We start from the raw sequence: 21,377 nt of genomic DNA on the forward strand, positions 1-21,377 counted from the left end.
TTTCAGGAGGCAAAAGGCGATACGATCATGCCGGGATGGCTAACATTATTTTGTTCGATGTGAGCGGACACCGGTGAGTCAGAGAGCGCCCTCCAATTCCAGCAGCCACTTCTTCATCTCAAGGCCAGGACCGAACCCGCCAAGCCCTCCTCCGGAAGCCAGCACCCTGTGACACGGGTACACCAGCGGCCACGGGTTCTTGGCCATCACCTGCCCCACTGCCCTGGCCGCCTTGGGGCTGCCGCATTTGGCGGCCAACTCTCCGTAACTCATCACTTTGCCAGCGGGGATTCGCGCGAGTTCCTCAAGCACCGTCTTATGAAACGCCGGCAGCACACTTAGGTCGACTGGCAACTCTGGCCAATCAACCTTTGCGCCGGTAACGTACTTGGCAAGCGCCTCTTCCAGCTTCCGGCCCGTAGGAGTGGAATGCTTCGATTTCACCGTGTCCGCCGCCCAGGTCAGCCTGATGGACTTGAGCACTTCATTGTTCCATTCCAACCGCAAGGCCAGGGGTTTTACCACGATGATCTCGGTACTGCTCACTGTTTGCCCTCCGGTTTGTATTCGAGTTCCTGTGAGAGCTTAACGCTCATGGCCGATTGGTGCAAAACGGATTCGTACGCGCGCAGCTGGTCCTCGTCCACGAACCAGGCCACGCGCAGGAAGCCTCGGCTGGTCAGGTAGGTGTAAGCTCCCATGGCGATCTTCTTGCCCTGGGCCGGACTGTAGCTGACATCCTTATAGTAGTGCATACGCTTGGTGGGCATGTGGTCCTTTTCCAGGAAACGGTGCCCGTTTCCCGTGGCATGGGCCTCGCTGTCCTTTTCCGCCAGGACATGGTCCATGAAGAGCTCCTGGGGGCCGCGCTTCTTGCCGGTCTCCAGGGTTATGATCATGTAGGGCGTGGTGAACCACTGCTCGGCGGGCTTCTGGAAACCCATGCGGGTCTTGCGGAACAGAGCGATCTCTTCGGGGGGAACGGGGCCTGTTCGGCCGGGATTCTCGAAGAGGTAAAGCTCAAGAGCCGGAATGGCTACCCAGCCCGAGGGCACGGATATGGAAAAGGATTTGTCTTCCGGGCTGAATCCGCTCTGGCCGGGGGAAGGCAGGGCAGTCACCAGAACCAGCGCGACAACGAAGAAGGCCTGAACGAACCGGATCATGAGGAGTTCCTCCTGAATCGCGTACGGTGCGGGCGAGCGAACCATCATTTCGGTTCGCTGCGCATGGTGTATTGTAAAACCACTAACGCCAATACATCCCCTGACGGACGTTGCCCCTGGAAATGGCGTCAGCTATGGAATCAAGCACCAGTCGTTTGTCGCCGGCCCAGTTTGGGGCCACCAGTTCGCCAGGGGCGGGATCGGCCGCGATCCGGTGGACAACAATGTCTGGACGAAGCTTTGCCAGCGAATCAGCCACCCAGCCCGCATACGCTTCCAGGGTGAGAGGCGAAAAACCGCCCGCGCGGAACTCTTCGGCCAGCGGAGTGGATGTGGCCACGTACAGGTTGTGGAACTTGATGCCGGCCACGGGCAGTCGGTTCACAAAGTCCACAGTGGCGGACCAATCCGCAAGCGTCTCGCCGGGCAGCCCAGCCACCACATGGGCCAGCACTTTTATCCCACGATTCGCGGCGTTCTCCACGGTGCGGGCGAAACACCCCGGCCCGTGCCCCCGGTTCACCCGGGCAAGGGTTGCCGGGTTGGAAGATTGCAAGCCCAGTTCCAACCAGAGTTCGCTGGTGGGAAAGGCCGCCAGCAGGTCGAGCTTTTGGTCGTCAAGGCAGTCCGGCCGGGTTCCCAGGCAGAGCCCGGAGAGGTCCGGGAGGGAGGAGAGCTCTCCCAAAATTCCTTCAAGTATCGAAGCCGGTCCGTGCGTGTTGGAGAAGGATTGCAGGTATGCGATGAGGGCCACGTCCCCCCACTTGGCCTGCCTGAGTTTCCTCCAGTGCTCCCATTGCTGGGAAAGGGTCATGGCGCTGCTAAAGCCGGTGCCTGACCCTTGCTCGTTGCAGAATGTGCAGCCGCCAAAAGAGATCGTCCCGTCACGATTGGGACAGGTGAATCCGGCATCCAGCGGGATCTTTCGGGAGCCCTTGCCAAAGAGCGCGCGCCAGCGAGCGGATACGGTATTGTAGCCACAGGAAGGAGCGGAGGCCAGTGGGTCGTGCTTCATTGATGCAAAATCCCGTTGACATCGGGGCGGGAATTGAAGAACACCAGCGTCGAAACGGGCGAGGGCCGGTTGGTTCCCGCTTTGCCGACCCGAGGGCCGGCCGCGCGCGGCCGCCTTTTTTTGTCGGCTGCAGTACCTTTTTGGGCCGCTCTCCGCGCGCTTCTGTAATACGTTAGGCTCCTTAAGTGAGCCAAGGAAGGGATCATGTCCAGACTTTTGGATGCCGCATTGGGATTTTTCTCCAACGACTTGGCCATAGACCTGGGTACGGCAAACACCCTGGTCTACGTCAAGGGCAAGGGGATCGTGCTTTCCGAACCTTCGGTTGTTGCCGTGAAAAAGGATGCCCGGGGGATCAACAAGGTCCTGGCTGTGGGCGCCGAGGCGAAAAAGATGCTCGGAAGAACCCCGGGCAACATCGTGGCCATTCGGCCCATGAAGGACGGCGTCATCGCCGACTTCGAGGTCACCGAGGCGATGCTTCGTCACTTCATCTCCAAGGTGCACAACTCCAGGCGGCTCGTCAGGCCCCGCATCATCATCTGCGTGCCCACGGGCATCACCCAGGTGGAGAAGCGCGCCGTGAAGGAGTCCGCCCAGTCCGCCGGAGCGCGCGAGGTGTACCTGATCGAGGAACCCATGGCCGCGGCCATCGGAGCCAATCTGCCCATCACCGAACCTACCTCCAACATGGTGGTGGACATCGGCGGCGGCACCACCGAAGTGGCGGTCATCTCCCTGTCCGGCATCGTCTATTCCCGGAGCGTGCGCGTGGGCGGCGACAAGATGGACGAAGCCATCATGCAGTACGTCAAACGCAAGTACAACATGCTCATCGGCGAATCCACGGCCGAGCAGATCAAGATCCAGATCGGCAGCGCGCACCACTCCACCAGCCAGGGGGAGATGGAGGTCAAGGGCCGCGATCTGGTGACCGGCATTCCTCAGAACATCATCATCACCGCCGACGAGATCCAGAAGGCCATCAGCGAACAGGTGGAGTCCATCGTTCAGGCGGTGCGCATCGCCCTGGAGCAGACCCCTCCCGAACTGGCCGCGGACATCGTGGACCGGGGCATCGTACTCACGGGTGGCGGAGCGCTCCTACGCGGCCTCGACCAGCTCCTACGCGAAGAGACCAGCCTGCCCATCGTCATCGTGGACGACCCTCTTTCGGCGGTCGTGCTCGGATCGGGCAAGGCCTTGGACAATCTGGATGTTCTTAAAGAGGTAACAATCGATTAAGCCCACGCCCCAGCGCATAGCACTGGGTCTGCTGGTGGTCTTGTTCGTCTATCTGGGCCTGTTCACCTGGAACATCCGCACCGGATACGTCGACACCCTGGCCAGCCATACGGGCCTTGAGCTCACCCGGTGGGTGCTTACCCCCGGCAAGTGGGTGTGGACACGTCTATCCTCATTCTGGGATCGCTACGTCTACTTCGTGGGGCTTAGGCAGGAGAACGAAACCCTGCGCGGGGACCTGGCCAAAGCCAACGACGAACTTGTCGGCGCCCGGGAGCAGGCCTCCCTTGCCAAACGCCTCACCGAACTCCTGCTCATAAGCCCCCCCCCACAATGGAGCAGGGAGGGTGCCAGGGTCATTGCGCACAGGCTGGGACCCAACGCCGCCCTGGAAACGTTCGTCATTGACAAGGGAAGCCGGCACGGAGTGGAGATGAATACTCCCGTCGTAGCTCCCGAGGGTGTTGTGGGCCGGGTGCTGCGCTATTCCATGAGCGCGGCCACCGTGATCATGATCACCGACCCCAACAGCAAGATTCCGGTGGTCTCCCAGAAAACGCGCACCCAGGGAATTCTCTTGGGGCGTGGGCCCAACCAGCCCTTGCAGCTTCAGTACGTTTCCCTCTCTTCCCCGGTGGAAGCGGGAGAAACCCTTGTCACCACAGGACTTGAAGGGATTTTCCCCAAGGGGCTGCCCGTGGCCAACATTTCCAGCGTCTCTCGGGAGGGTGCTTCCTTGTTCCTGAATGTTCAGGCCCAGCCACTATTCGAGCAGAAACGACTCGAGGAAGTGGTCCTGCTGAAGAAGCTTCCGCCTCCAAAGGCTGAAGAGGGCGAGGAGGCCCTGCCGGACACCTCCACAAAACGCCCCAAAGGCGCGGCCGAACGCAAAGGTGAGGTCAAGAAGCGCGGGCGCAACGAACCGCCTGAGGCCAGACCTCAGGAATCGACCCCCAAAAAGCGCCGGGGCGAGGCCCAGTGAGCGGCCTTCGCCTGACGTTCTGGACGGTGTTCACCCTGGGGGGGCTGTGGCTGCAAAGTTTCATGCCGGGAGTGGACTTTCTTGCCCCAGGGCTCATCTTAAGCCTGCAGGAGGAAAAACCTCGCACCTCGCTCATCATGGGGCTTATCTGGCTCATGCTTCAGGAAGGCACAGGCTCTCTTGCGTTCGGCACTGTGGTCCTGTGGTACGGTGTGCTGGCGGCAGTTTTTTTTCTGGGGCATTGGCTGTTCGAGGCAAAAAATTTCTTGTTCGTGGTTATCCTTGGGGCCTGCCTCGGAGTTTTGCATTTCGGCCTGATGAATGTCATGACCCAGCTCCAGGATTGGCGCGTACCAGCTGGACGTGTGCTTCTTGAGTCAATCGTGCAGACAGCCGTATTCCCAGTGGAATGGGGACTTCTTTACATAATTTACAACCATCTGCCGCAAAATGCCCAAGACGTATGAGCCCGACGGAGGGCAGCAAAAACCGCGCGGCGGCCTGATACTGCTCCAGAGTCTTATTCTGGTCCTCTTCTGTCTGTTCACCCTGCGCCTGTGGTACCTGCAGGTGCACAAAGGCGAGCACTTCGCGGATTTGGCCAGGGAAAACCAGTTGCGCCAGGCATCCATCATCGCCGGGCGCGGCATGATTCTGGACCGCAACGGGAAGACCCTGGCGGTCAACGAACCTTCGTTCGCGCTGGGGCTCATCCGCGAAGACTGCGAAGACATCCAGGGCACTCTCCAGAAGGTCTCCGAATGGACGGGCATCGACTACCATGTCCTGCTCGACACGTACATCCGCGGCAAGAAACGCTCCAAGCCTTTCGAACCCATGGTGCTCATCTCCAACCTCTCCTACGAACTGCTCGCCAAGATCGAGGCCAATGCCGTGTCCTGGCCGGGGTTGGAGATTCTCATCCGGCACAAACGGTTTTATCCCGACGGCAAGCTCCTGGCCCACGTCATGGGGTATGTGGCCGAAGCCAACGAGGAGGAACTGGAGAAGGACTCCAGCCTGGCGCTAGGCGACCATGTGGGCAAACAGGGTCTTGAATTCACCCTGGAGCAGCGGCTGCGGGGCGAGAAGGGGCTCAAACAGATCGAGGTGGACGCCTATGGGCGCGAGCACGACCAACAGGTTATCCTGGAACCGCGCTCCGGGAACAATCTGCGTCTCTCCATCGATGCCGATCTGCAGGCATTCGCCAGCAAACAGCTTGAAGGGCAGGCCGGGGCCATCGTGGTGCTCCAGCCGGACACAGGGAAGGTTCTGGCCCTGGTCAGCCAACCCAGCTACGACAACAACCTCTTCGTGCTGGGTATTCCTGCCAAGACATGGAAGGAGCTTCGCGACGATCCCATGCACCCGATACAAAACCGGGTGGCACAGTCCGTGTATCCTCCAGGCTCGACATTCAAGGTGCTCATGGCTGCCTGCGCCTTGTCCGAGGGGTTGGTCAAAACTACGGACACGGCCTTCTGTTCAGGCTCTTACAGGGTTGGCGATCACGACTTTCACTGCTGGAAGAAGGGCGGCCACGGAACCGTGGACATGCGTTCGGCCCTTGTACACTCCTGCGACGTCTATTTTTACCAGCTTGGGGAAAAGCTGGGTATCGACCGTATCAACAGGTATGCGCTTCAGGCGGGGTTCGGCACTCCGACTGGTATCGACCTTCCACACGAACGGTCCGGGCTCATTCCCTCCACTGCTTGGAAGAAGCGGCGGTACGGCGAAAACTGGACCAGGGGTGAGACGCTCAACTGCTCGATCGGGCAGGGCTATGTACAGGTGTCGCCTCTTCAGCTGGCAAAATTCATAGGGTCCGTGTTGAACGGGGGCAAAGTCATCCGGCCAAGCCTGGTCCTGGACGATCCGGTAGACGTTCAATCCAAGCTGGCTTTGTCCGACAAGGACCGGGAGTTCATAGTTAAAGCCATGGCCGACACGGTCCAGGCGGGAACGGCGCAGAGGCTCAAACGTCCGGATGCGGTACTGGGAGGCAAGACGGGCACAGCCCAGGTGGTTAAGCTCGTGAACGCCGATGTGCGCCAGAAGGTGCACGACATGCCCTACAAGTACCGAGACCACGCCTGGCTGGCCTCCTGGGGCATCAAGGACGGCAAGAGCTACGTGGTGGTGTGCATGGTGGAGCACGGTGGCCATGGCGGCGAGACAGCCGGTCCCATGGTCAAGGCAGTCTATGACTATCTTTTCGGACCTGTTCCCGGGCAAGCCAAAACCGTGAAATCAGAACCGCAGCCTCAGGGTGAGATCGGAGATTAACCGCGCATGTCACCCATTGATCGCAGACTGCTCACCCATATTTATTGGCCCCTGTTGGCCATAATTGCCGTGCTTTTTTCAGTGGGCGTGCTCAATCTCTATTCGGCAAGCGGTTTTCGAATGGGCGACGGCGTATCCTTGAACCCCTTTTACCAGAAGCAGTGCATCTGGGGGTTGGTCGGGTTCTTCTGCATGATAAGCCTGACGCTCTTCGATTACCGGTATCTGAAACATCTTGCCTGGCCGCTCATGATAGCCACTCTGGTGCTCCTGGCATTGGTGCCGGTCATGGGCAAGACTGTCTACGGCGCGAAACGCTGGCTGGACTTCGGTGTGTTCAGCTTCCAGCCGAGTGAGCTGGCCAAGATCGCCACTCTCGTGGTGGGCGCCCTCATTCTTTCAAAGGATACCGGGCGGCTGGGCTGGCTGGGTCTTCTGGGCGTGCTGGCCGTGGCCTTGCCGCCCGCGGCCATGGTCATTGTCCAGCCTGATTTGGGCTCGGGGCTCAACATCCTGCTTCTTCTATGTGGCATGATCCTCTACCGTGGCTTGACCGGGCGTGTTTTCAAGGTGCTCCTCCTGGTGGTGCCCATACTGGTCCCCTGCGGGTGGTTCTTCCTTAAACCCTACCAAAAGCTCAGAATTTTGACCTTGTTCAATCCTGAACGAGACCCGCTCGGCTCGGGCTATCACATTATCCAATCCCAGATCGCCATCGGGTCGGGCCAGATGTGGGGCAAGGGATTTCTGGAGGGAACCCAGAGCCAGCTTCGGTTCCTGCCGGAAAAACACACGGATTTCGCCGTGGCCGTATTCGCCGAGGAGTGGGGTTTTGTGGGCACCATTGCCCTGGTGGTGCTTTTCTCCCTGTTTCTATATTTTCTGGCCGGGGTTTCCCGCGACGCCAAGGACCGATTCGGGTCGTTTCTGGCCGCGGGGGTGTTCTTTTATTTCTTCTGGCAAATACTCATCAACATGGGTATGGTTTTAGGAATAATGCCGGTTGTGGGCATTCCGCTGCCGTTTATCAGTTACGGAGGCAGCGCGACCATCGTGAACTTCTGCCTTATTGGCATCGTACTCAACGTTTCCATGCGCCGCTTTGTCTTCAAAAAGACCTGACGCGCCTTAAGCTTCGGGAGGTTCAGCCGTGGCCAAGGATGAGATCAACGCATTTCTGGGAGTAGGCACCACCTATCGTGGCCGTCTCGATTTCACCGGTTCGGTGCGGATCGATGGGGTTTTCGAGGGTGAGGTGGAATCCGAGGGAACCCTGGTGATTGGTCGCGAAGCCGTTATCACCGGCCAGGTGAAAGTCGGGCAATTGGTGCTCGGCGGTACCCTGCGCGGCGATGTTGTCGCCGGGACCAGGGTGGTTCTTCACAAAACCGCCCGGTTCACTGGAACCATGACCACCCCGGCTCTTTCAGTCGAGGAGGGGGCAGTGCTTGACGGGCAGTTGTGCATGTGTTCTCCGAGTGGAAACGGGGCGGTGGAGTAAGCTTCCCGGATATTCGTGAAATCCATAACAATCCCCGGCAAATCGTTTATTTACCATGGGTTTTGTCGTCTTTTTCTAAAAAGGGCCTAGACACCATATGGGAAATCAGGTAGGAACCCCCCGGGCTTGAAACAAAATTCACAATTAGGGGGGCGGTTGATGGACATATTGGTTCTCGACAAATGGTTCTTCGTACAAGTAGCCAACTTCCTCATCATCCTGGTGGTTTTGAACGTGGTGCTTATTGCGCCGGTTCGCAGGATGCTCAAGTTGCGCGCTGACACTGTCGCCTCCCAGACCTCGGAAATCGACGGCTTCACTTCCTCCGCCGAAGCGAAAATCAAAAACTACCAGGCCGCTCTTGAAGATGCCCGCCGTCAGGCCAGTGCCGTGCGCACCAGCCTGCGCGAAGAGGGTGCCGGCCAGGAGAAGGCCATTCTTGACGCCGCCAACGAGGAGGCCTTGGTCTCCTTGAAGGGGGCGCGGGCCACGGTGGCGAACGAATCGAAGGTGGCTTTCGATACCATGCTGGCTGGGGTGGCTGGCATGGCTGACAAGGTCACCGCGAAGATCTTGGGCAAGTCTCTCTAACCGGCAGCCCCGAGCGTTTAAGGAGGATGGAATTGAACAAGGCGCGTGTTGTTCTCTTTACCTTGGCGGTTTGCCTGCTGACCGCCGCGTGTGCTTGGGCGTCGGGCGACGGCCAGGATGGCCCCAACTGGAAAAACTTTATTCTGCGTACCGTTAACTTCGTCCTGGTCGTGGGCGTGGTCTGGTGGGTGGCTGGCAAGAAGATCGCCAACACCTTCAGCGGTCGCAAGCTGGGCATTGAAAACCAGCTGGCCGATCTTGAAGAGCGCAAAGTGTCGGCGCAGAAGCGCCTGACCGAGGTCGAGCGTTCCATCGCCGACCTGGAGACGGAGAAGGCCAAGATTCTGGCCGACTACAAGGCTCAGGGCGAAGCTCTGAAAGCCTCCATCATCAAGGCGGCTGAGGATCAGGCCGCCCGAATCGCTGCTCAGGCAAAGCTTTCCGCCGAGCAGGAAGCCAAGATGGCCATGGACGCACTGCGCATTCAGATGGCTGACAAGATCATCGAAGCCGCCCAGGACGCTTTGGCCAAGAAGCTTACCACAGAGGTTCAGGACAAGCTGGTTGACGACGCTATAGGCAAGGTGGTGCTCAATTGACCGGGAACATCGTCGCACGCAGATACGCCAAGGCGCTGTTCGCTCTGGGCGTAAAGGAAAAGGCCGCCGACACGTTCGGCAAGGACCTCGCGGGCTTGGCAGGAGCAATGACAGCCGCCCCCGAGCTTCTGAAACTCTTTAAAAGCCCAAGCTTCAACACGCATGAGAAGAAGTCGGTCCTCAAGGACGTTGTGGCCAAGTTGGACATGGCCCCCTTGTCCGTGAACTTCCTCTCTGTGCTGGCTGATAAAGGCCGTCTGGATTGCCTGCCGGACATTCAGAAAACCTACGCGGAACTTCTGGACGAAACCAGCGGGGTGGTGCGCGGCAAGCTGACCACCGCGGTGGAGCTCCCGGGCAAACGGCAGAAGGACATCAAGGCCACGCTTGAGAAGAAGTCTGGCAAGAAGCTGGTGCTCGACTTCGGCGTGGAGCCCGCCATTCTTGGCGGTGTTGTCCTGCGGGTGGGGGATAAGGTCCTGGACGCTAGCCTTCGGGCACAGCTGCAGCTGTTGAAAGAACAAATCAAGAGGGGTGAGTAGGGCCATGCAGATCAAAGCCGAAGAGATCAGCAAAATCATCGAGCAGCAGATTCAGAATTATGAGTCTCGCGTCGAGATGAGCGAGACCGGCACCGTGCTCTCCGTGGGTGACGGCATCGCTCGTGTCTACGGCTGCCAGAGCGCCATGGCCATGGAGCTTCTGGAGTTCCCCGGAGGCATCATGGGTCTGGTGCTGAACCTGGAAGAGGACAACGTGGGCGTGGCCCTCCTGGGCGAAGACACCCACATTAAAGAAGGCGACCCGGTCAAGCGTACCGGAAAGATCTTCTCCGTGCCCGTTGGCGAGGCCGTTTCCGGACGCGTCATCGATCCCCTGGGCAATCCCATCGACGGTCTGGGCCCCATCGCCGCCAACGAATTCCGCGCGGTTGAAATCAAGGCCCCGGGCATCATCGCCCGCAAGTCGGTGCATGAACCCATGATCACGGGTTTGAAGGCCATCGACGCCATGACCCCCATCGGCCGCGGACAGCGCGAGCTGATCATCGGCGACCGCCAGGTCGGCAAGACCGCCGTCTGCCTGGACGCCATCCTGGCCCAGAAGGGCGGCGACGTGAAGTGCTTCTACGTGGCCATCGGCCAGAAGAAGTCCACGGTTGCCCTGGTGGTGGACACCCTGCGCAAGTACGGTGCCATGGAATACACCACGGTCATCTCCGCCACGGCTTCCGAGCCCGCGCCGCTGCAGTTCATCGCTGCCTACGCCGGCTGCACCATGGCCGAATACTACCGCGACTCCAGCCGCCACGCGCTCATCATTTACGATGACCTCTCCAAGCAGGCTGTGGCCTACCGCCAGATGTCGCTTCTTCTTCGCCGTCCCCCGGGCCGCGAAGCATTCCCCGGCGACGTCTTCTACCTGCACTCGCGTCTGCTGGAGCGCTCCTCCAAGCTGTCCGACAAGGAAGGAGCCGGTTCGCTGACCGCTCTGCCCATCATCGAGACCCAGGCTGGCGACGTGTCCGCATACATCCCCACCAACGTGATCTCGATCACCGACGGTCAGGTGTACCTGGAACCCAACCTGTTCAACGCGGGCATCCGTCCGGCCATTAACGTCGGCCTCTCGGTGTCCCGAGTCGGCGGCGCGGCCCAGATCAAGGCCATGAAGCAGGTGGCCGGCACCCTGCGCCTGGACCTGGCCCAGTATCGCGAACTGGCGGCTTTCGCCCAGTTCGGCTCCGACCTGGACAAGGCCACTCAGCTGAAGCTTAATCGCGGCATGCGCATGGTGGAGCTTCTGAAGCAGCCCCAGTACCAGCCCCTGCCGGTCGAGGAACAGGTCGCGGTTATCTTCGCGGCAGGCCGTGGTTTCCTCGACGACATCGCCGTGGACGCGGTGCGCAAGTTCGAGGAAGAGTTCCTGGGCTACCTGCGCAACTCCAAGCCCGACATTCTCAAGGACATCCGCGAGAAGAAGGCTCTGGACGATGGCTTGACCGCCACCCTGGGCGCCGCCATTGACGAGTTCAAAAAGGGCTTCCGGGCTGAAGGCTAACCAAGGGAGCACAGTACATGCCATCCCTGAAAGACGTTCAAATAAAGATCGCAGCGGTCAAGAAGACCAAGCAGATCACCAAGGCCATGAACATGGTGGCCTCGGCCAAGCTGCGCCACGCCCAGGCGCGCATAGAGCGCTTCCGCCCCTACGCGGACAAGTTCTATGACCTGCTGGGCGACCTGGCCAAGGGAGCGGATCCTTCGATTCATCCGCTCCTCGAGGTGCGCGAGGAGATCAAGACGAGCCTCATCGTCCTGGTCACCTCCGACCGCGGCTTGTGCGGCTCCTTCAACGGGAGCATGATCACCATGGCCTTGAAGCTCGCCAAGGAAAAGGCCGCCCAGGGCAAGACGGTGAAATTCGTCTGCATGGGTAAGAAGGGTCGCGATTCCGTACGCAAGTCCGGATACGAAATCCTCCAGGCCTATGCCGACCAGATGGGGGCCTTCGACTACACCGTGGCCCTCAAGCTGGGCATGGAAGTGATCGGCGGCTACATCCGGGGCGACTTCGACGAAGTGAATCTGGTCTTCGGCAAGTTCATCTCCATTCCCAAGCAGGAAGCCGTCACCCTGACGGTCCTGCCCATGGCTGCCGACGAGGGTGAAGAAACCCAGGCAACCGGGTCCAAACAGGAGTACCTCTACGAACCTTCGGTGGAAGGCCTACTGGCCGAGCTTCTGCCTCGGTTCGTCAATGTCCAGATCTATCGCGGCATGCTCGACACGTCGGCCTCTGAACATGCGGCGCGCATGCGGGCCATGGATAACGCCACGAGGAACTGCGACGACATGGTGGGTTCGCTCACCCTGGTCTACAACAAGGCCCGGCAGGCGAGCATCACCAGAGAGTTGATGGACATCGTCGGCGGAACCGAAGCGCTCAAAGGATAAAGGGGGCGAACAATCATGAGCGGTGTCAAAGGCAAAATCGTACAAGTTATCGGCGCGGTGGTTGACCTCGAATTTCCCGAGGGTCAGCTCCCCGCCATCATGAACGCAGTCAATCTGAAGAACACCAACAACCCCACCGCCCAGGACCTGGTCCTCGAGGTGGCTCAGCACTTGGGCAACAACGTCGTGCGCACCATCGCCATGGACGCCACCGACGGCCTGGTTCGCGGCATGGAAGGAACGGACACCGGCAACCCCATCATGGCTCCGGTGGGCCGCGCTCCTCTGGGCCGCATCATCAACGTCGTGGGCCTGCCTGTGGACGAAATGGGCGATGTCGGCGCGACCGAGTTCATGCCCATCCACCGTTCCGCCCCTGAGTTCGTCGAGCTCTCCACCAAGGTTGAAGTGCTCGAAACCGGCATCAAGGTCGTGGACCTGCTCATCCCCTTCCCCAAGGGAGGCAAGGTGGGCCTGTTCGGCGGCGCCGGCGTGGGCAAGACGGTTATTCTCATGGAGATGATCAACAACATCGCCAAGCAGCACGGCGGCCTGTCCGTGTTCGCCGGTGTTGGTGAGCGCACCCGTGAGGGCAACGACCTCTATCACGAGTTCAAGGAAGCAGGGATTCTGGACAAAGCCGCTTTGGTGTACGGCCAGATGAACGAGCCTCCGGGAGCCCGCGCCCGCGTGGCCCTCACCGCCCTTACAGTGTGTGAGTACTTCCGCGATGCCGAAGGCCAGGACGTGTTGCTCTTCATCGACAACATCTTCCGCTTCACCCAGGCCAACTCGGAAGTGTCGGCACTGCTTGGCCGCATGCCCTCCGCGGTGGGTTACCAGCCCACCCTGGGTACCGACTTGGGTGCCCTGCAGGAACGCATCACCTCTACCACCAAGGGTTCCATCACCTCGGTGCAGGCCGTTTACGTGCCTGCGGACGACTTGACCGACCCCGCGCCGGCCACCACGTTCTCGCACTTGGACGGCACCCTGGTGCTCTCCCGCCAGATCGCGGAGCTCGGCATCTACCCTGCGGTGGACCCGCTGGACTCCACGTCCCGCATCCTGGACCCCCTGGTCCTGGGCGTCGAGCACTACAGCGTCGCTCGCGCGGTGCAGTCCATCCTTCAGAAGTACAAGGATCTGCAGGACATCATCGCCATTCTGGGCATGGACGAACTCTCCGACGAGGACAAGCTGACCGTGGCCCGTGCCCGCAAGATTCAGCGTTTCCTGTCGCAGCCGTTCTTCGTCGCTGCCCAGTTCACCGGCAAGGAAGGCCGCTACGTCAAGCTTGAAGACACCATCAAGGGCTTCAAGGCCATCATTGACGGCAATCACGATGACCTTCCTGAAGGCGCCTTCTACATGGTTGGCGGCATTGAAGAAGCCGTATCCAAAGGTAAGGAGAGCTAGGGTCCCATGGCCAAAGAACTTCGCCTTGAAATCGTCACGCCAGACCGGTTGGTCGTGTCCTCCGACGTTGAATACGTCGGGGCTCCCGGCGTGCTCGGCGAGTTCGGCGTGCTGCCCGGCCACGTTCCCTTCCTCTCCGCATTGGGCATCGGCAACCTGCACTACAATAAGGATGGCAAGACCTACTACGTCTTCGTCTCCGGCGGGTTTGCCGAAGTCAGCGGCGACAAGGTGACTGTCCTGGCCGAAGTGGCCGAACGGGCCGAAGAGATCGACGTGGAACGCGCCCAGCGTGCTGAAGAGCGTGCTCGGGCCCGCATCACCAAACAACAGGAAGCCCTCGATAACGCCAGGGCCACCGCTGCCCTGCAGCGCGCTCTGGCTCGCATGAGCGCTCGTAACGCTGCCCAGTCCGCCGGGACCGTCAGCAGGGCGTAAATCGAGGAGAGCCTTTCTCTGGAGCGGCTTCGCGCCAGAAGATCAGGCAAGCCGATACAAAGCGGCAGACCAGAGATGGTCTGCCGCTTTTTTGCTGGCCCAGGGACGGCTTGAATAACCTGTGCGGATATGACAAACCGGGTTCGCTTCCAACAAGAACGAGTGAGGATGACCATGGATAAGACCATTGGAGCCCTTGTACTGGGTGCGGGGAAGGGCACCCGGATGTATTCCGAAGACCCGAAGGTGATGCGCACCCTTCTCGGTGAACGCATGCTGGGTTATGTGCTGGATGGTCTGTTTCCAATATTTGAGGAAAGGGTTCATGTTGTGGTCGGTTTCGGCGCGGAAAAGGTTCGTAAGGCCTTTCCCGAATATGAAGGCCGCTTCGTCCTGCAGGAGGAGCAGCTTGGCACTGGTCATGCCCTTCAGTGCGCCTGGGAAGCCGTGAAAAAGTCTGGCTATGAATACGTCCTGATAATGAACGGCGACGTGCCTCTGGCCGCTGGTGAGGATCTTGCGGGCTTTGTGGAAGATTCGCGCAAAGCCAAAGCGGACCTGGCTTTCCTGACGGTAGAATTGCCGGAACCAGGTGCGTACGGGCGGGTGGTGCGCGATGCCTCGGGCTTGGCTTGCATCGTGGAAGCCAAAGATCACGACATTTCCGTGCACGGCCCAGCAACTGGTGAGGTTAACGCAGGGATATATCTCGTGAGGGTGGCGGCCATTGACACGGTGCTCTTCAAACTTACCAACAGCAACAAAAGCGGCGAATTCTACATAACTGATCTGGCAGAGCTCGTTGGCAGCATCGGCGGCCGGGTTGTGGCTGTTTGCAAAGGAAAGGACGAGAACTATCTGGGCATAAACAATGCCAGAGAACTCGTGGCTGCCGAAGAGGCGTTGAGAAGGCGGATCGTGGATGGTTGGCTAGAAAAGGGGGTCGTGATTCGTCAGGGCGAGAGTGTCCGGATAGGCCCCAAGGCCGTGTTTGAGCCAGGATGTGAAATATGCGGTCCGTGCGATATTCTGGGAATTACCCACGTCGGCAAAGGCTGCATAATAAAACCGCATTGCTGGGTGAAGGATTCTTCGATTGGGGATGGCGCGGTGATTCATGCCTTTTCACATCTGGAACAGGCTGATGTCGGCGCCCAGTGTCATGCCGGACCTTACGCCAGGCTTCGTCCAGGAGCGGTTATGCGCGAGGGCTCCAAGGTGGGCAACTTCGTGGAGATGAAGAAGTCGGTGCTTGGGCCCGGCGCCAAGGCCAGCCATCTCACATATTTAGGAGACGCGGAAATTGGAGCGGACGCGAATGTTGGAGCAGGCACCATCACCTGCAACTATGACGGTAAGAACAAGCACAAGACCGTTATAGGGCCAGGAGCCTTTATTGGCTCCAATACCGCCCTCGTGGCCCCTGTGACTGTAGGGGCGAATGCCCTGGTCGCTGCCGGGTCGGTGGTGACACAGGACGTGCCTGACGGCGCTCTTGCCATTGCCCGCGGACGCCAGGTGATAAAGCCACGCAAGAAAAACCCGGCTTGATTTAGGCTGTCAAACCGGTTACGAGCGGGTTATGGACATTATCGACACCCTAGAAGAGCGTATCGCGCAATTGGTAAGCCGCTTAAAGGCCCTGGAAGAAGAAAACAGGCGCCTCAAGGCCGCTTCGGATCAGGAGAATGCCTCGTTGAAAGAGGCCCTGGACCAAGAGCGCCAAAAGAAGGATGCGGTGTTGTCCCGGGTGGATCAGCTCTTGAAAAAACTGCAAGAGGAGCCCATCTAATTTGAATGCCAATGCCGAGCTACAACAAGGTTATTCTTGGTCTTGAAATTTCCTTCAAGACCGACGCGGAACCGGACCGCGTTGATAATTCCCTGGCATTGGTGGAAGAGCGTTACAGGTTGCTCAATCCGGGTGGAAAGAATCTGAGCAAGGAGAAATTGCTGACGTTTGTGGCCCTGGGATTGGCGGACGACTTGATAATGGCCAACCAGCGTCTTGCCGAGATGGAGTTGAAGCTCGACAAGATTCTGAGCAAGATAAAAGTGCCGGATGTTAAATAACCGGCCAATGGCGTGAATTCTCCCTGGAGTGCGCGTGATCGACGATTGATTTTTGAGCCGATACTCAAAAATAGGGTGATGCTCCGAGGCGGCTGGTGTGCAGCCTGTCACGGGTAGCCTGAAGGCCGCCCAGCGTCGCCCACCTTGCTTAGCAAGGTTCAAAATTAATTGCCGACACGGCCCTCCGGGGATTACCAGCCAAGTGACCGGCAGTTGCATGGGATATCCCCTCTGACCGGCACACCTCGTCCCGCCCTTCCGTTTTGCAACCTTGCCGCATCCCTACAGCTTTTTTCCAGCTCACGCCGCAGGGCATTGCCCGTGCCGGCGAATAAATCGGGCTAAAAACCCGTGATACCATAAGGGAGTCGTTATGGACTTCACCGTTTTGCTTATCGGCGCAGCCGGAATATTGGCTGGCGCCGCAGGCGGCTGGCTCATGAACCGGGTTATCTCCGCCAAGGCCCTTGCTGAATCCAAATCACTGGCTGAACGCATCCTGGAGGAGGCCCGCAAAGAAGCCCAGGCCCACAAGAAAGAGATCATCCTTCAAACCCAGGATGAGCTTTACAAGCAGAAGCTCGAGCACGAACGAGAGGTTAAGGAGCGCGAAAGCCAGCTCATCCGCAAGGAATCCTCTCTGCAGGAGAAACTCGACAAGCTCGAATCCAAGCTGGAAAAGGCCACCCAGAAAGAGTCGGACCTCATTGTTCAGGAGAAGCGTCTGGCTTCCCAGGAAAAGGCCCTGGACGAGAAGCAGGAGCATCTTGCCCAGGCTGCCCAGGATCATGAGCGCAAGCTCGAAGAAGTTTCAGGCATGACCGCGGACGAAGCGCGCAAGGTCCTCATGGCCGAGGTGGAGAGCCGCACCCGGCACGAGGCCGCCAGGATGGTCCGCCAGATAGAGACCGAAGCCAAGGAAGAGGCCAGCAAGAAAAGCAAGGAAGTCCTCGCCCTGGCCATCCAGCGCTACGCGGGAGACTATGTCTCAGAGCAGACCGTCACGGCGGTGGCCTTGCCCAGCGAAGAGATGAAAGGGCGCATCATCGGCCGCGAAGGGCGCAATATCCGTGCCCTGGAAGCGGCCACCGGGGTCGATCTCATCATCGATGACACCCCGGAAACGGTCATACTTTCGGCCTTCTCGCCCATACGGCGCCAGATCGCCAAAATGGCGCTGGAGCGCCTCATCACTGACGGGCGCATCCATCCCGCCCGCATCGAGGACATCGTCAAGAAGTGCGAGCAGGAATTCGACGTGAAGCTCAGGGAGCTGGGTGAGCAGGCCACCTTCGACGTGGGCGTGCACGGTATCCACCCCGAGATAGTAAAACTGCTCGGTCAGTTGCACTACCGCACCAGTTATTCCCAGAACGTGCTGCAACACTCCCTTGAAGTGGCCTCCCTGTGCGGCATCATGGCCTCGGAGCTCGGTATGGACGTGAAAAAGGCCAAACGTGCCGGCCTGCTCCACGACATCGGCAAGGCTGTGGACCACGAGATAGAGGGACCGCATGCCGTCATCGGCTACGATCTGGCCAAGAAGTTCGGCGAGTCAAAGGATATCACCCACGCCATTCAGGCTCACCATGAGGACGTGCCCCCCAAGACGGTCTATGCCACCCTGGTGCAGGCTGCGGACAGCCTGTCCGGCGCCCGCCCCGGTGCCCGTAAGGAACTTCTGTCCAGCTATGTGAAACGCCTTGAGGACCTGGAGAACATCGCCACGGATTTCGACGGTGTGTCCAAGGCCTACGCCATTCAGGCCGGGCGCGAAATTCGGGTCATGGTGGATTCCGAGGCCGTGGACGACGACAAGACGCATTTGATCTGCAAGGACATCGCCAAGAAGATCGAGGACAACATGACCTACCCCGGCCAGATACGGGTCACGGTCATTCGCGAACGCCGGGCGGTAGGGTTCGCCAAATAGCGGCGGCTGATATCAGAGCCTCTGGCGGCCAAAGGGCTACGCCCTCTGGACTCCCTTTCCGCTTCGCGTCGATCAACCGGCAAACCGGTGGTCGGCGCGAAGCCGTATAGGGTCCAGGGAACGAAGTTCCCTGGCGGGAGAGCCCAGAGAGGGCGGAGCCCTCTCTGGCTGTACAAAACAATAACCACCCACTCCCATGAAACTTCTCTTTCTCGGCGACATCGTGGGCCGTCCGGGTCGCAAAGCCCTGGCGGACTCGCTCAAGGGCTTAAGGCTCTCACTCGGCCTTGATGCGGTCCTGGCCAACGCCGAGAACGCTTCCGGGGGAATAGGCATCAACGCCAAGGCTGCCAAGGAACTCCTGTGCCTGCCGGTGGAGGCACTCACCAGCGGCAATCATATTTGGAAACATAAAGACATTTTCGCCTTTTTCAACGAAACGGAAAGGCTTCTGCGTCCGGCCAACTATCCGGCTGGGGCTCCTGGGTCTGGACTTGGCGTGTACGAGGCTGCGGACGGTACGCCGTTTGCCGTGCTGAATGTCATGGGCCGCACCTACATGGACCCGGCCGATTGTCCTTTTCAAACAGCCGACACCCTGCTTGCCACTCTCCCTGGTGACGTGAAGGTCCGCATCGTGGATTTCCATGCTGAGGCCACGTCAGAGAAGAAGGCCATGGGCTATTTCCTGGATGGCCGGGTGAGCGCCGTGCTTGGTACCCACACCCACGTACAGACCAACGACCCCAGAATCCTGCCCAAGGGAACTGCCTATCTTACTGACATAGGAATGTGCGGCCCTGAAGACTCCATCATCGGCATGGAATCCCAGCAGATCGTGAGCCGGTTTCTCACCAGGCTGCCGGTCCGTTTCGAGGTAGGCAAGGGGCACGTGCGCCTCGAAGGGGCGCTTTGCGAGATTGACGCTGCCACTGGCCGGGCTGTAAGCATCCGCCCGTGGCAAGGAGGATAGAGTGAACGTTTTCGAAGACCTCAAATGGCGCGGGCTCGTGCACCAGACTTCCGGTGAGGAAGAACTGCGCGACCACCTGAACACCCCAGGCCGGGTCATGTACTGCGGGTTCGATCCCACGGCCAAAAGCCTTCATATTGGCAACATGGTGCCCCTGCTGGCGCTTATGCGCTTTGCCAAGGCAGGACATAAACCCCTGGCGCTGATGGGCGGGGCCACCGGCCTCATCGGTGACCCCAGCGGGAAGGACAAGGAGCGCCAGCTGCTGAGCGCCGAGCAGGTGGCGGCCCAGGCGGATCGCATCAAAACCCAGATCGTCAAGTTATTTCAGGACAACGGGGCATCCATAGGCGTGGTGAACAACCTGGACTGGATCGGTAAGTTGTCGGCAATCGAGCTTCTGCGTGATGTGGGCAAACATTTCACCGTGAACTACATGCTGGCCAAGGATTCGGTCAGGGGTCGCATAGACCGGGAAGAATCCGGCATTTCCTACACCGAATTCAGCTACATGATCCTCCAGGGCTACGACTTCTGCCATCTGCGCCAGGAGGCGGACTGCACCCTGCAGATCGGCGGCGGCGACCAGTTCGGAAACATCACCGCCGGACTGGAACTTATCCGCCGCAAGACCGGCCTGGACGCGTTCGCCATGACCTTCCCGCTGATCACTACGGCCAGCGGCGCCAAGTTCGGCAAGAGCGAAAAGGGGGCCATCTATCTTGATCCCGAGATGACCAGCCCATACGCTTTCTACCAGTACTGGATGAACGCCGATGATAGGGACGTGGTCAGCTATCTGAAATTCTTCACCTTCCTCACCGAAGAGGAAATCGAGTCTCTGGCCCAGGCTGTTGCGGAGCGGCCTCACTTGCGAGAAGCCCAGCGGACCCTGGCCACGGTGATGACCACTATGGTTCATGGCGAGGCCGAGACGAAAAGTGTGGTCAAAGCGAGCGAATACCTCTTTGGCAAGGGCGGCCTGGATGGAGTGGACGTAAGAACCCTTAAGGCAGCCCTGGAGACCGCCCCAGGCAAACAGTATGCGGGCAAAGGCGACATCCCGGACATGGTGACGCTTCTTGTGGAACTCGGCTTGTGCCCCTCAAAGTCCCAGGCTCGCAAAGATTTGGCGGCAGGAGCCGTGACCGTGAACAACGCAAAAGTGACAGACGGGTATGATTTCCCCGCGGGAGATTTCGTTGGCGGCGAGCTTTTGCTGGTCCGCAAGGGAAAGAAAAACTACGGCGTGGTCCGGTTGGGGTAATTGTCACTATGAACTGGAAGAAGCCTCCGGCGGCCAAAGGGACGGGGTCCCTTTGGAATCCCCAATGGGTGAAGGAACGGGCGTTGGCGTATGCCGGATTCGTGAAGATCGAGCATTCGGTGTTCGCCTTGCCGTTCGCCTTTGTGGGGCTGTTTCTTGCAAAAAGAGGCTGGCCGGGGTTTGGACCGTTTCTCTTGCTAACGGTGGCCATGGTGGCTGTGCGCTCCTACGCAATGGGCGTCAACAGGCTGCTGGATTACCGCTATGACCGGGTGAACCCAAGGACTAAGGGCCGGGAGTTGGTTACCGGCGAGGTGTCCATCACCGAGGGTTGGACATTCGTGGCAACCTGCGCCGCGGTGTTCGTGCTGGCCTGCTGGGGGATGAATTCGCTGTGCTTGGCGCTCTCGCCAGTCGTGCTGGTCTGGGCGGGGTTCTACAGCCTGACCAAGCGATTCACCTGGATGTGCCACTTGGCGCTGGGTTCCGTGCTAGGATTGGCCCCGGTGGCCGGTTGGCTCTGCGTCACGCCCGAGTTCAGCTTGGCCACGGTGCTCTTCGGGCTGGGGGTGACCTGCTGGGTGGCTGGTTTCGATGTGTTCTACGCCAGCCAGGACGCCTCGTTTGACCGTTCCCAGGGTTTGTACTCCATGCCGGTCCGTTTCGGCGTGGGCGGTGCACTAAGCCTGGCCGGCATGCTCCACGGGGGCGCCGTGCTTCTGTTCGCCCTGGCTGGCTGGGCTGCCGCTCTGGGCTGGGGGTATTTCGGTTTCCTGATGCTCACCGGGGGACTGCTCGTCATCGAGCACAAGCTTATTTCGGAAAACGACCTGTCACGCATCAATGTTGCCTTCTTCACCCTCAACGGTGTGGTGGCGGCCACATTGTTCCTGGGCGTCCTGCTGGATCTCTTCTGGCTCAAATAG

23 protein-coding genes and 1 other RNA gene are annotated in these 21,377 nt (G+C 59.5%); 21 read left to right on the forward strand and 3 right to left on the reverse strand.

What is annotated here, in order from left to right:
* Positions 1–78 precede the first annotated feature (78 nt).
* The 3 genes from HY795_01305 to HY795_01315 all read right to left on the reverse strand — a co-directional run bounded on the left by HY795_01305 (position 79) and on the right by HY795_01315 (position 2,181).
* Positions 79–546 (reverse strand): MGMT family protein, encoded by a 468-nt coding sequence (locus HY795_01305; GenBank protein ID MBI4803852.1) that lies wholly within the window; start codon positions 544–546, stop codon positions 79–81.
* Positions 543–1,166, reverse strand: a complete 624-nt coding sequence (locus tag HY795_01310; GenBank protein MBI4803853.1) for a hypothetical protein — start codon at positions 1,164–1,166, stop codon at positions 543–545. Before HY795_01310 ends, HY795_01305 begins: the two co-directional genes overlap by 4 nt.
* A gap of 82 nt (positions 1,167–1,248) precedes the next feature.
* The gene (locus HY795_01315; protein ID MBI4803854.1) at positions 1,249–2,181 is read right to left on the reverse strand and encodes a TIGR01212 family radical SAM protein; all 933 of its coding nucleotides are present in this window, start codon (positions 2,179–2,181) and stop codon (positions 1,249–1,251) included.
* Between the two features lie 204 nt (positions 2,182–2,385).
* On the opposite strand from HY795_01315, the gene HY795_01320 reads away from it, so the two are divergent.
* From HY795_01320 to HY795_01420, 21 genes are all read left to right on the forward strand, one after another.
* Positions 2,386–3,426: a rod shape-determining protein gene (locus HY795_01320; protein MBI4803855.1), complete on the forward strand. Its 1,041-nt coding sequence runs from the start codon at positions 2,386–2,388 to the stop codon at positions 3,424–3,426.
* The gene (mreC, locus tag HY795_01325) at positions 3,422–4,408 is read left to right on the forward strand and encodes a rod shape-determining protein MreC (GenBank protein MBI4803856.1); all 987 of its coding nucleotides are present in this window, start codon (positions 3,422–3,424) and stop codon (positions 4,406–4,408) included. The genes HY795_01320 and mreC overlap by 5 nt, the downstream gene beginning before the upstream one ends.
* Complete coding sequence (locus tag HY795_01330; GenBank protein MBI4803857.1) at positions 4,405–4,875, forward strand: hypothetical protein; 471 nt, start codon at positions 4,405–4,407, stop codon at positions 4,873–4,875. Before mreC ends, HY795_01330 begins: the two co-directional genes overlap by 4 nt.
* Positions 4,859–6,700, forward strand: a complete 1,842-nt coding sequence (gene mrdA / locus HY795_01335; protein ID MBI4803858.1) for a penicillin-binding protein 2 — start codon at positions 4,859–4,861, stop codon at positions 6,698–6,700. The genes HY795_01330 and mrdA overlap by 17 nt, the downstream gene beginning before the upstream one ends.
* 6 nt (positions 6,701–6,706) lie before the next feature.
* The gene (rodA, locus tag HY795_01340; protein ID MBI4803859.1) at positions 6,707–7,822 is read left to right on the forward strand and encodes a rod shape-determining protein RodA; all 1,116 of its coding nucleotides are present in this window, start codon (positions 6,707–6,709) and stop codon (positions 7,820–7,822) included.
* 28 nt (positions 7,823–7,850) lie between these two features.
* The gene (locus tag HY795_01345; GenBank protein ID MBI4803860.1) at positions 7,851–8,201 is read left to right on the forward strand and encodes a polymer-forming cytoskeletal protein; all 351 of its coding nucleotides are present in this window, start codon (positions 7,851–7,853) and stop codon (positions 8,199–8,201) included.
* 159 nt (positions 8,202–8,360) lie between these two features.
* Entirely contained in the window at positions 8,361–8,792 is a 432-nt protein-coding gene (locus tag HY795_01350) for an ATP synthase F0 subunit B (GenBank protein MBI4803861.1), read from the forward strand.
* Between the two features lie 26 nt (positions 8,793–8,818).
* Positions 8,819–9,391, forward strand: a complete 573-nt coding sequence (locus tag HY795_01355; protein ID MBI4803862.1) for an ATP synthase F0 subunit B — start codon at positions 8,819–8,821, stop codon at positions 9,389–9,391.
* Positions 9,388–9,933: a F0F1 ATP synthase subunit delta gene (locus tag HY795_01360; protein MBI4803863.1), complete on the forward strand. Its 546-nt coding sequence runs from the start codon at positions 9,388–9,390 to the stop codon at positions 9,931–9,933. Before HY795_01355 ends, HY795_01360 begins: the two co-directional genes overlap by 4 nt.
* A 4-nt stretch (positions 9,934–9,937) precedes the next feature.
* A complete protein-coding gene (locus HY795_01365; protein MBI4803864.1) occupies positions 9,938–11,452 on the forward strand; it encodes a F0F1 ATP synthase subunit alpha in 1,515 nt (504 codons plus the stop codon).
* A gap of 17 nt (positions 11,453–11,469) precedes the next feature.
* Positions 11,470–12,348, forward strand: coding sequence for a F0F1 ATP synthase subunit gamma (locus HY795_01370; protein MBI4803865.1), 879 nt, complete (start codon positions 11,470–11,472; stop codon positions 12,346–12,348).
* A gap of 15 nt (positions 12,349–12,363) precedes the next feature.
* Positions 12,364–13,767: a F0F1 ATP synthase subunit beta gene (gene atpD / locus HY795_01375; GenBank protein ID MBI4803866.1), complete on the forward strand. Its 1,404-nt coding sequence runs from the start codon at positions 12,364–12,366 to the stop codon at positions 13,765–13,767.
* A gap of 6 nt (positions 13,768–13,773) precedes the next feature.
* On the forward strand, positions 13,774–14,205 hold the full coding sequence (locus HY795_01380; protein ID MBI4803867.1) for a F0F1 ATP synthase subunit epsilon: 432 nt from the start codon (positions 13,774–13,776) through the stop codon (positions 14,203–14,205).
* A 174-nt stretch (positions 14,206–14,379) separates the two neighbouring features.
* Entirely contained in the window at positions 14,380–15,756 is a 1,377-nt protein-coding gene (glmU, locus tag HY795_01385) for a bifunctional UDP-N-acetylglucosamine diphosphorylase/glucosamine-1-phosphate N-acetyltransferase GlmU (protein MBI4803868.1), read from the forward strand.
* Positions 15,757–15,787: 31 nt separating this feature from the next.
* Positions 15,788–15,997 (forward strand): cell division protein ZapB, encoded by a 210-nt coding sequence (zapB, locus tag HY795_01390; GenBank protein ID MBI4803869.1) that lies wholly within the window; start codon positions 15,788–15,790, stop codon positions 15,995–15,997.
* Positions 15,998–16,008: 11 nt separating this feature from the next.
* On the forward strand, positions 16,009–16,278 hold the full coding sequence (locus HY795_01395) for a cell division protein ZapA (GenBank protein MBI4803870.1): 270 nt from the start codon (positions 16,009–16,011) through the stop codon (positions 16,276–16,278).
* Between the two features lie 17 nt (positions 16,279–16,295).
* Positions 16,296–16,473: non-coding RNA, 6S RNA (gene ssrS / locus HY795_01400), on the forward strand.
* Between the two features lie 178 nt (positions 16,474–16,651).
* Positions 16,652–18,211, forward strand: coding sequence for a ribonuclease Y (gene rny / locus HY795_01405; GenBank protein ID MBI4803871.1), 1,560 nt, complete (start codon positions 16,652–16,654; stop codon positions 18,209–18,211).
* Positions 18,212–18,407: 196 nt separating this feature from the next.
* Complete coding sequence (locus HY795_01410) at positions 18,408–19,184, forward strand: TIGR00282 family metallophosphoesterase (protein ID MBI4803872.1); 777 nt, start codon at positions 18,408–18,410, stop codon at positions 19,182–19,184.
* Position 19,185: 1 nt separating this feature from the next.
* The gene (locus tag HY795_01415; protein ID MBI4803873.1) at positions 19,186–20,451 is read left to right on the forward strand and encodes a tyrosine--tRNA ligase; all 1,266 of its coding nucleotides are present in this window, start codon (positions 19,186–19,188) and stop codon (positions 20,449–20,451) included.
* 8 nt (positions 20,452–20,459) lie between these two features.
* Positions 20,460–21,377, forward strand: coding sequence for a UbiA family prenyltransferase (locus HY795_01420; GenBank protein ID MBI4803874.1), 918 nt, complete (start codon positions 20,460–20,462; stop codon positions 21,375–21,377).

The organism is Desulfovibrio sp., from assembly GCA_016208105.1.
GTDB lineage: Bacteria > Desulfobacterota > Desulfovibrionia > Desulfovibrionales > Desulfovibrionaceae > Fundidesulfovibrio.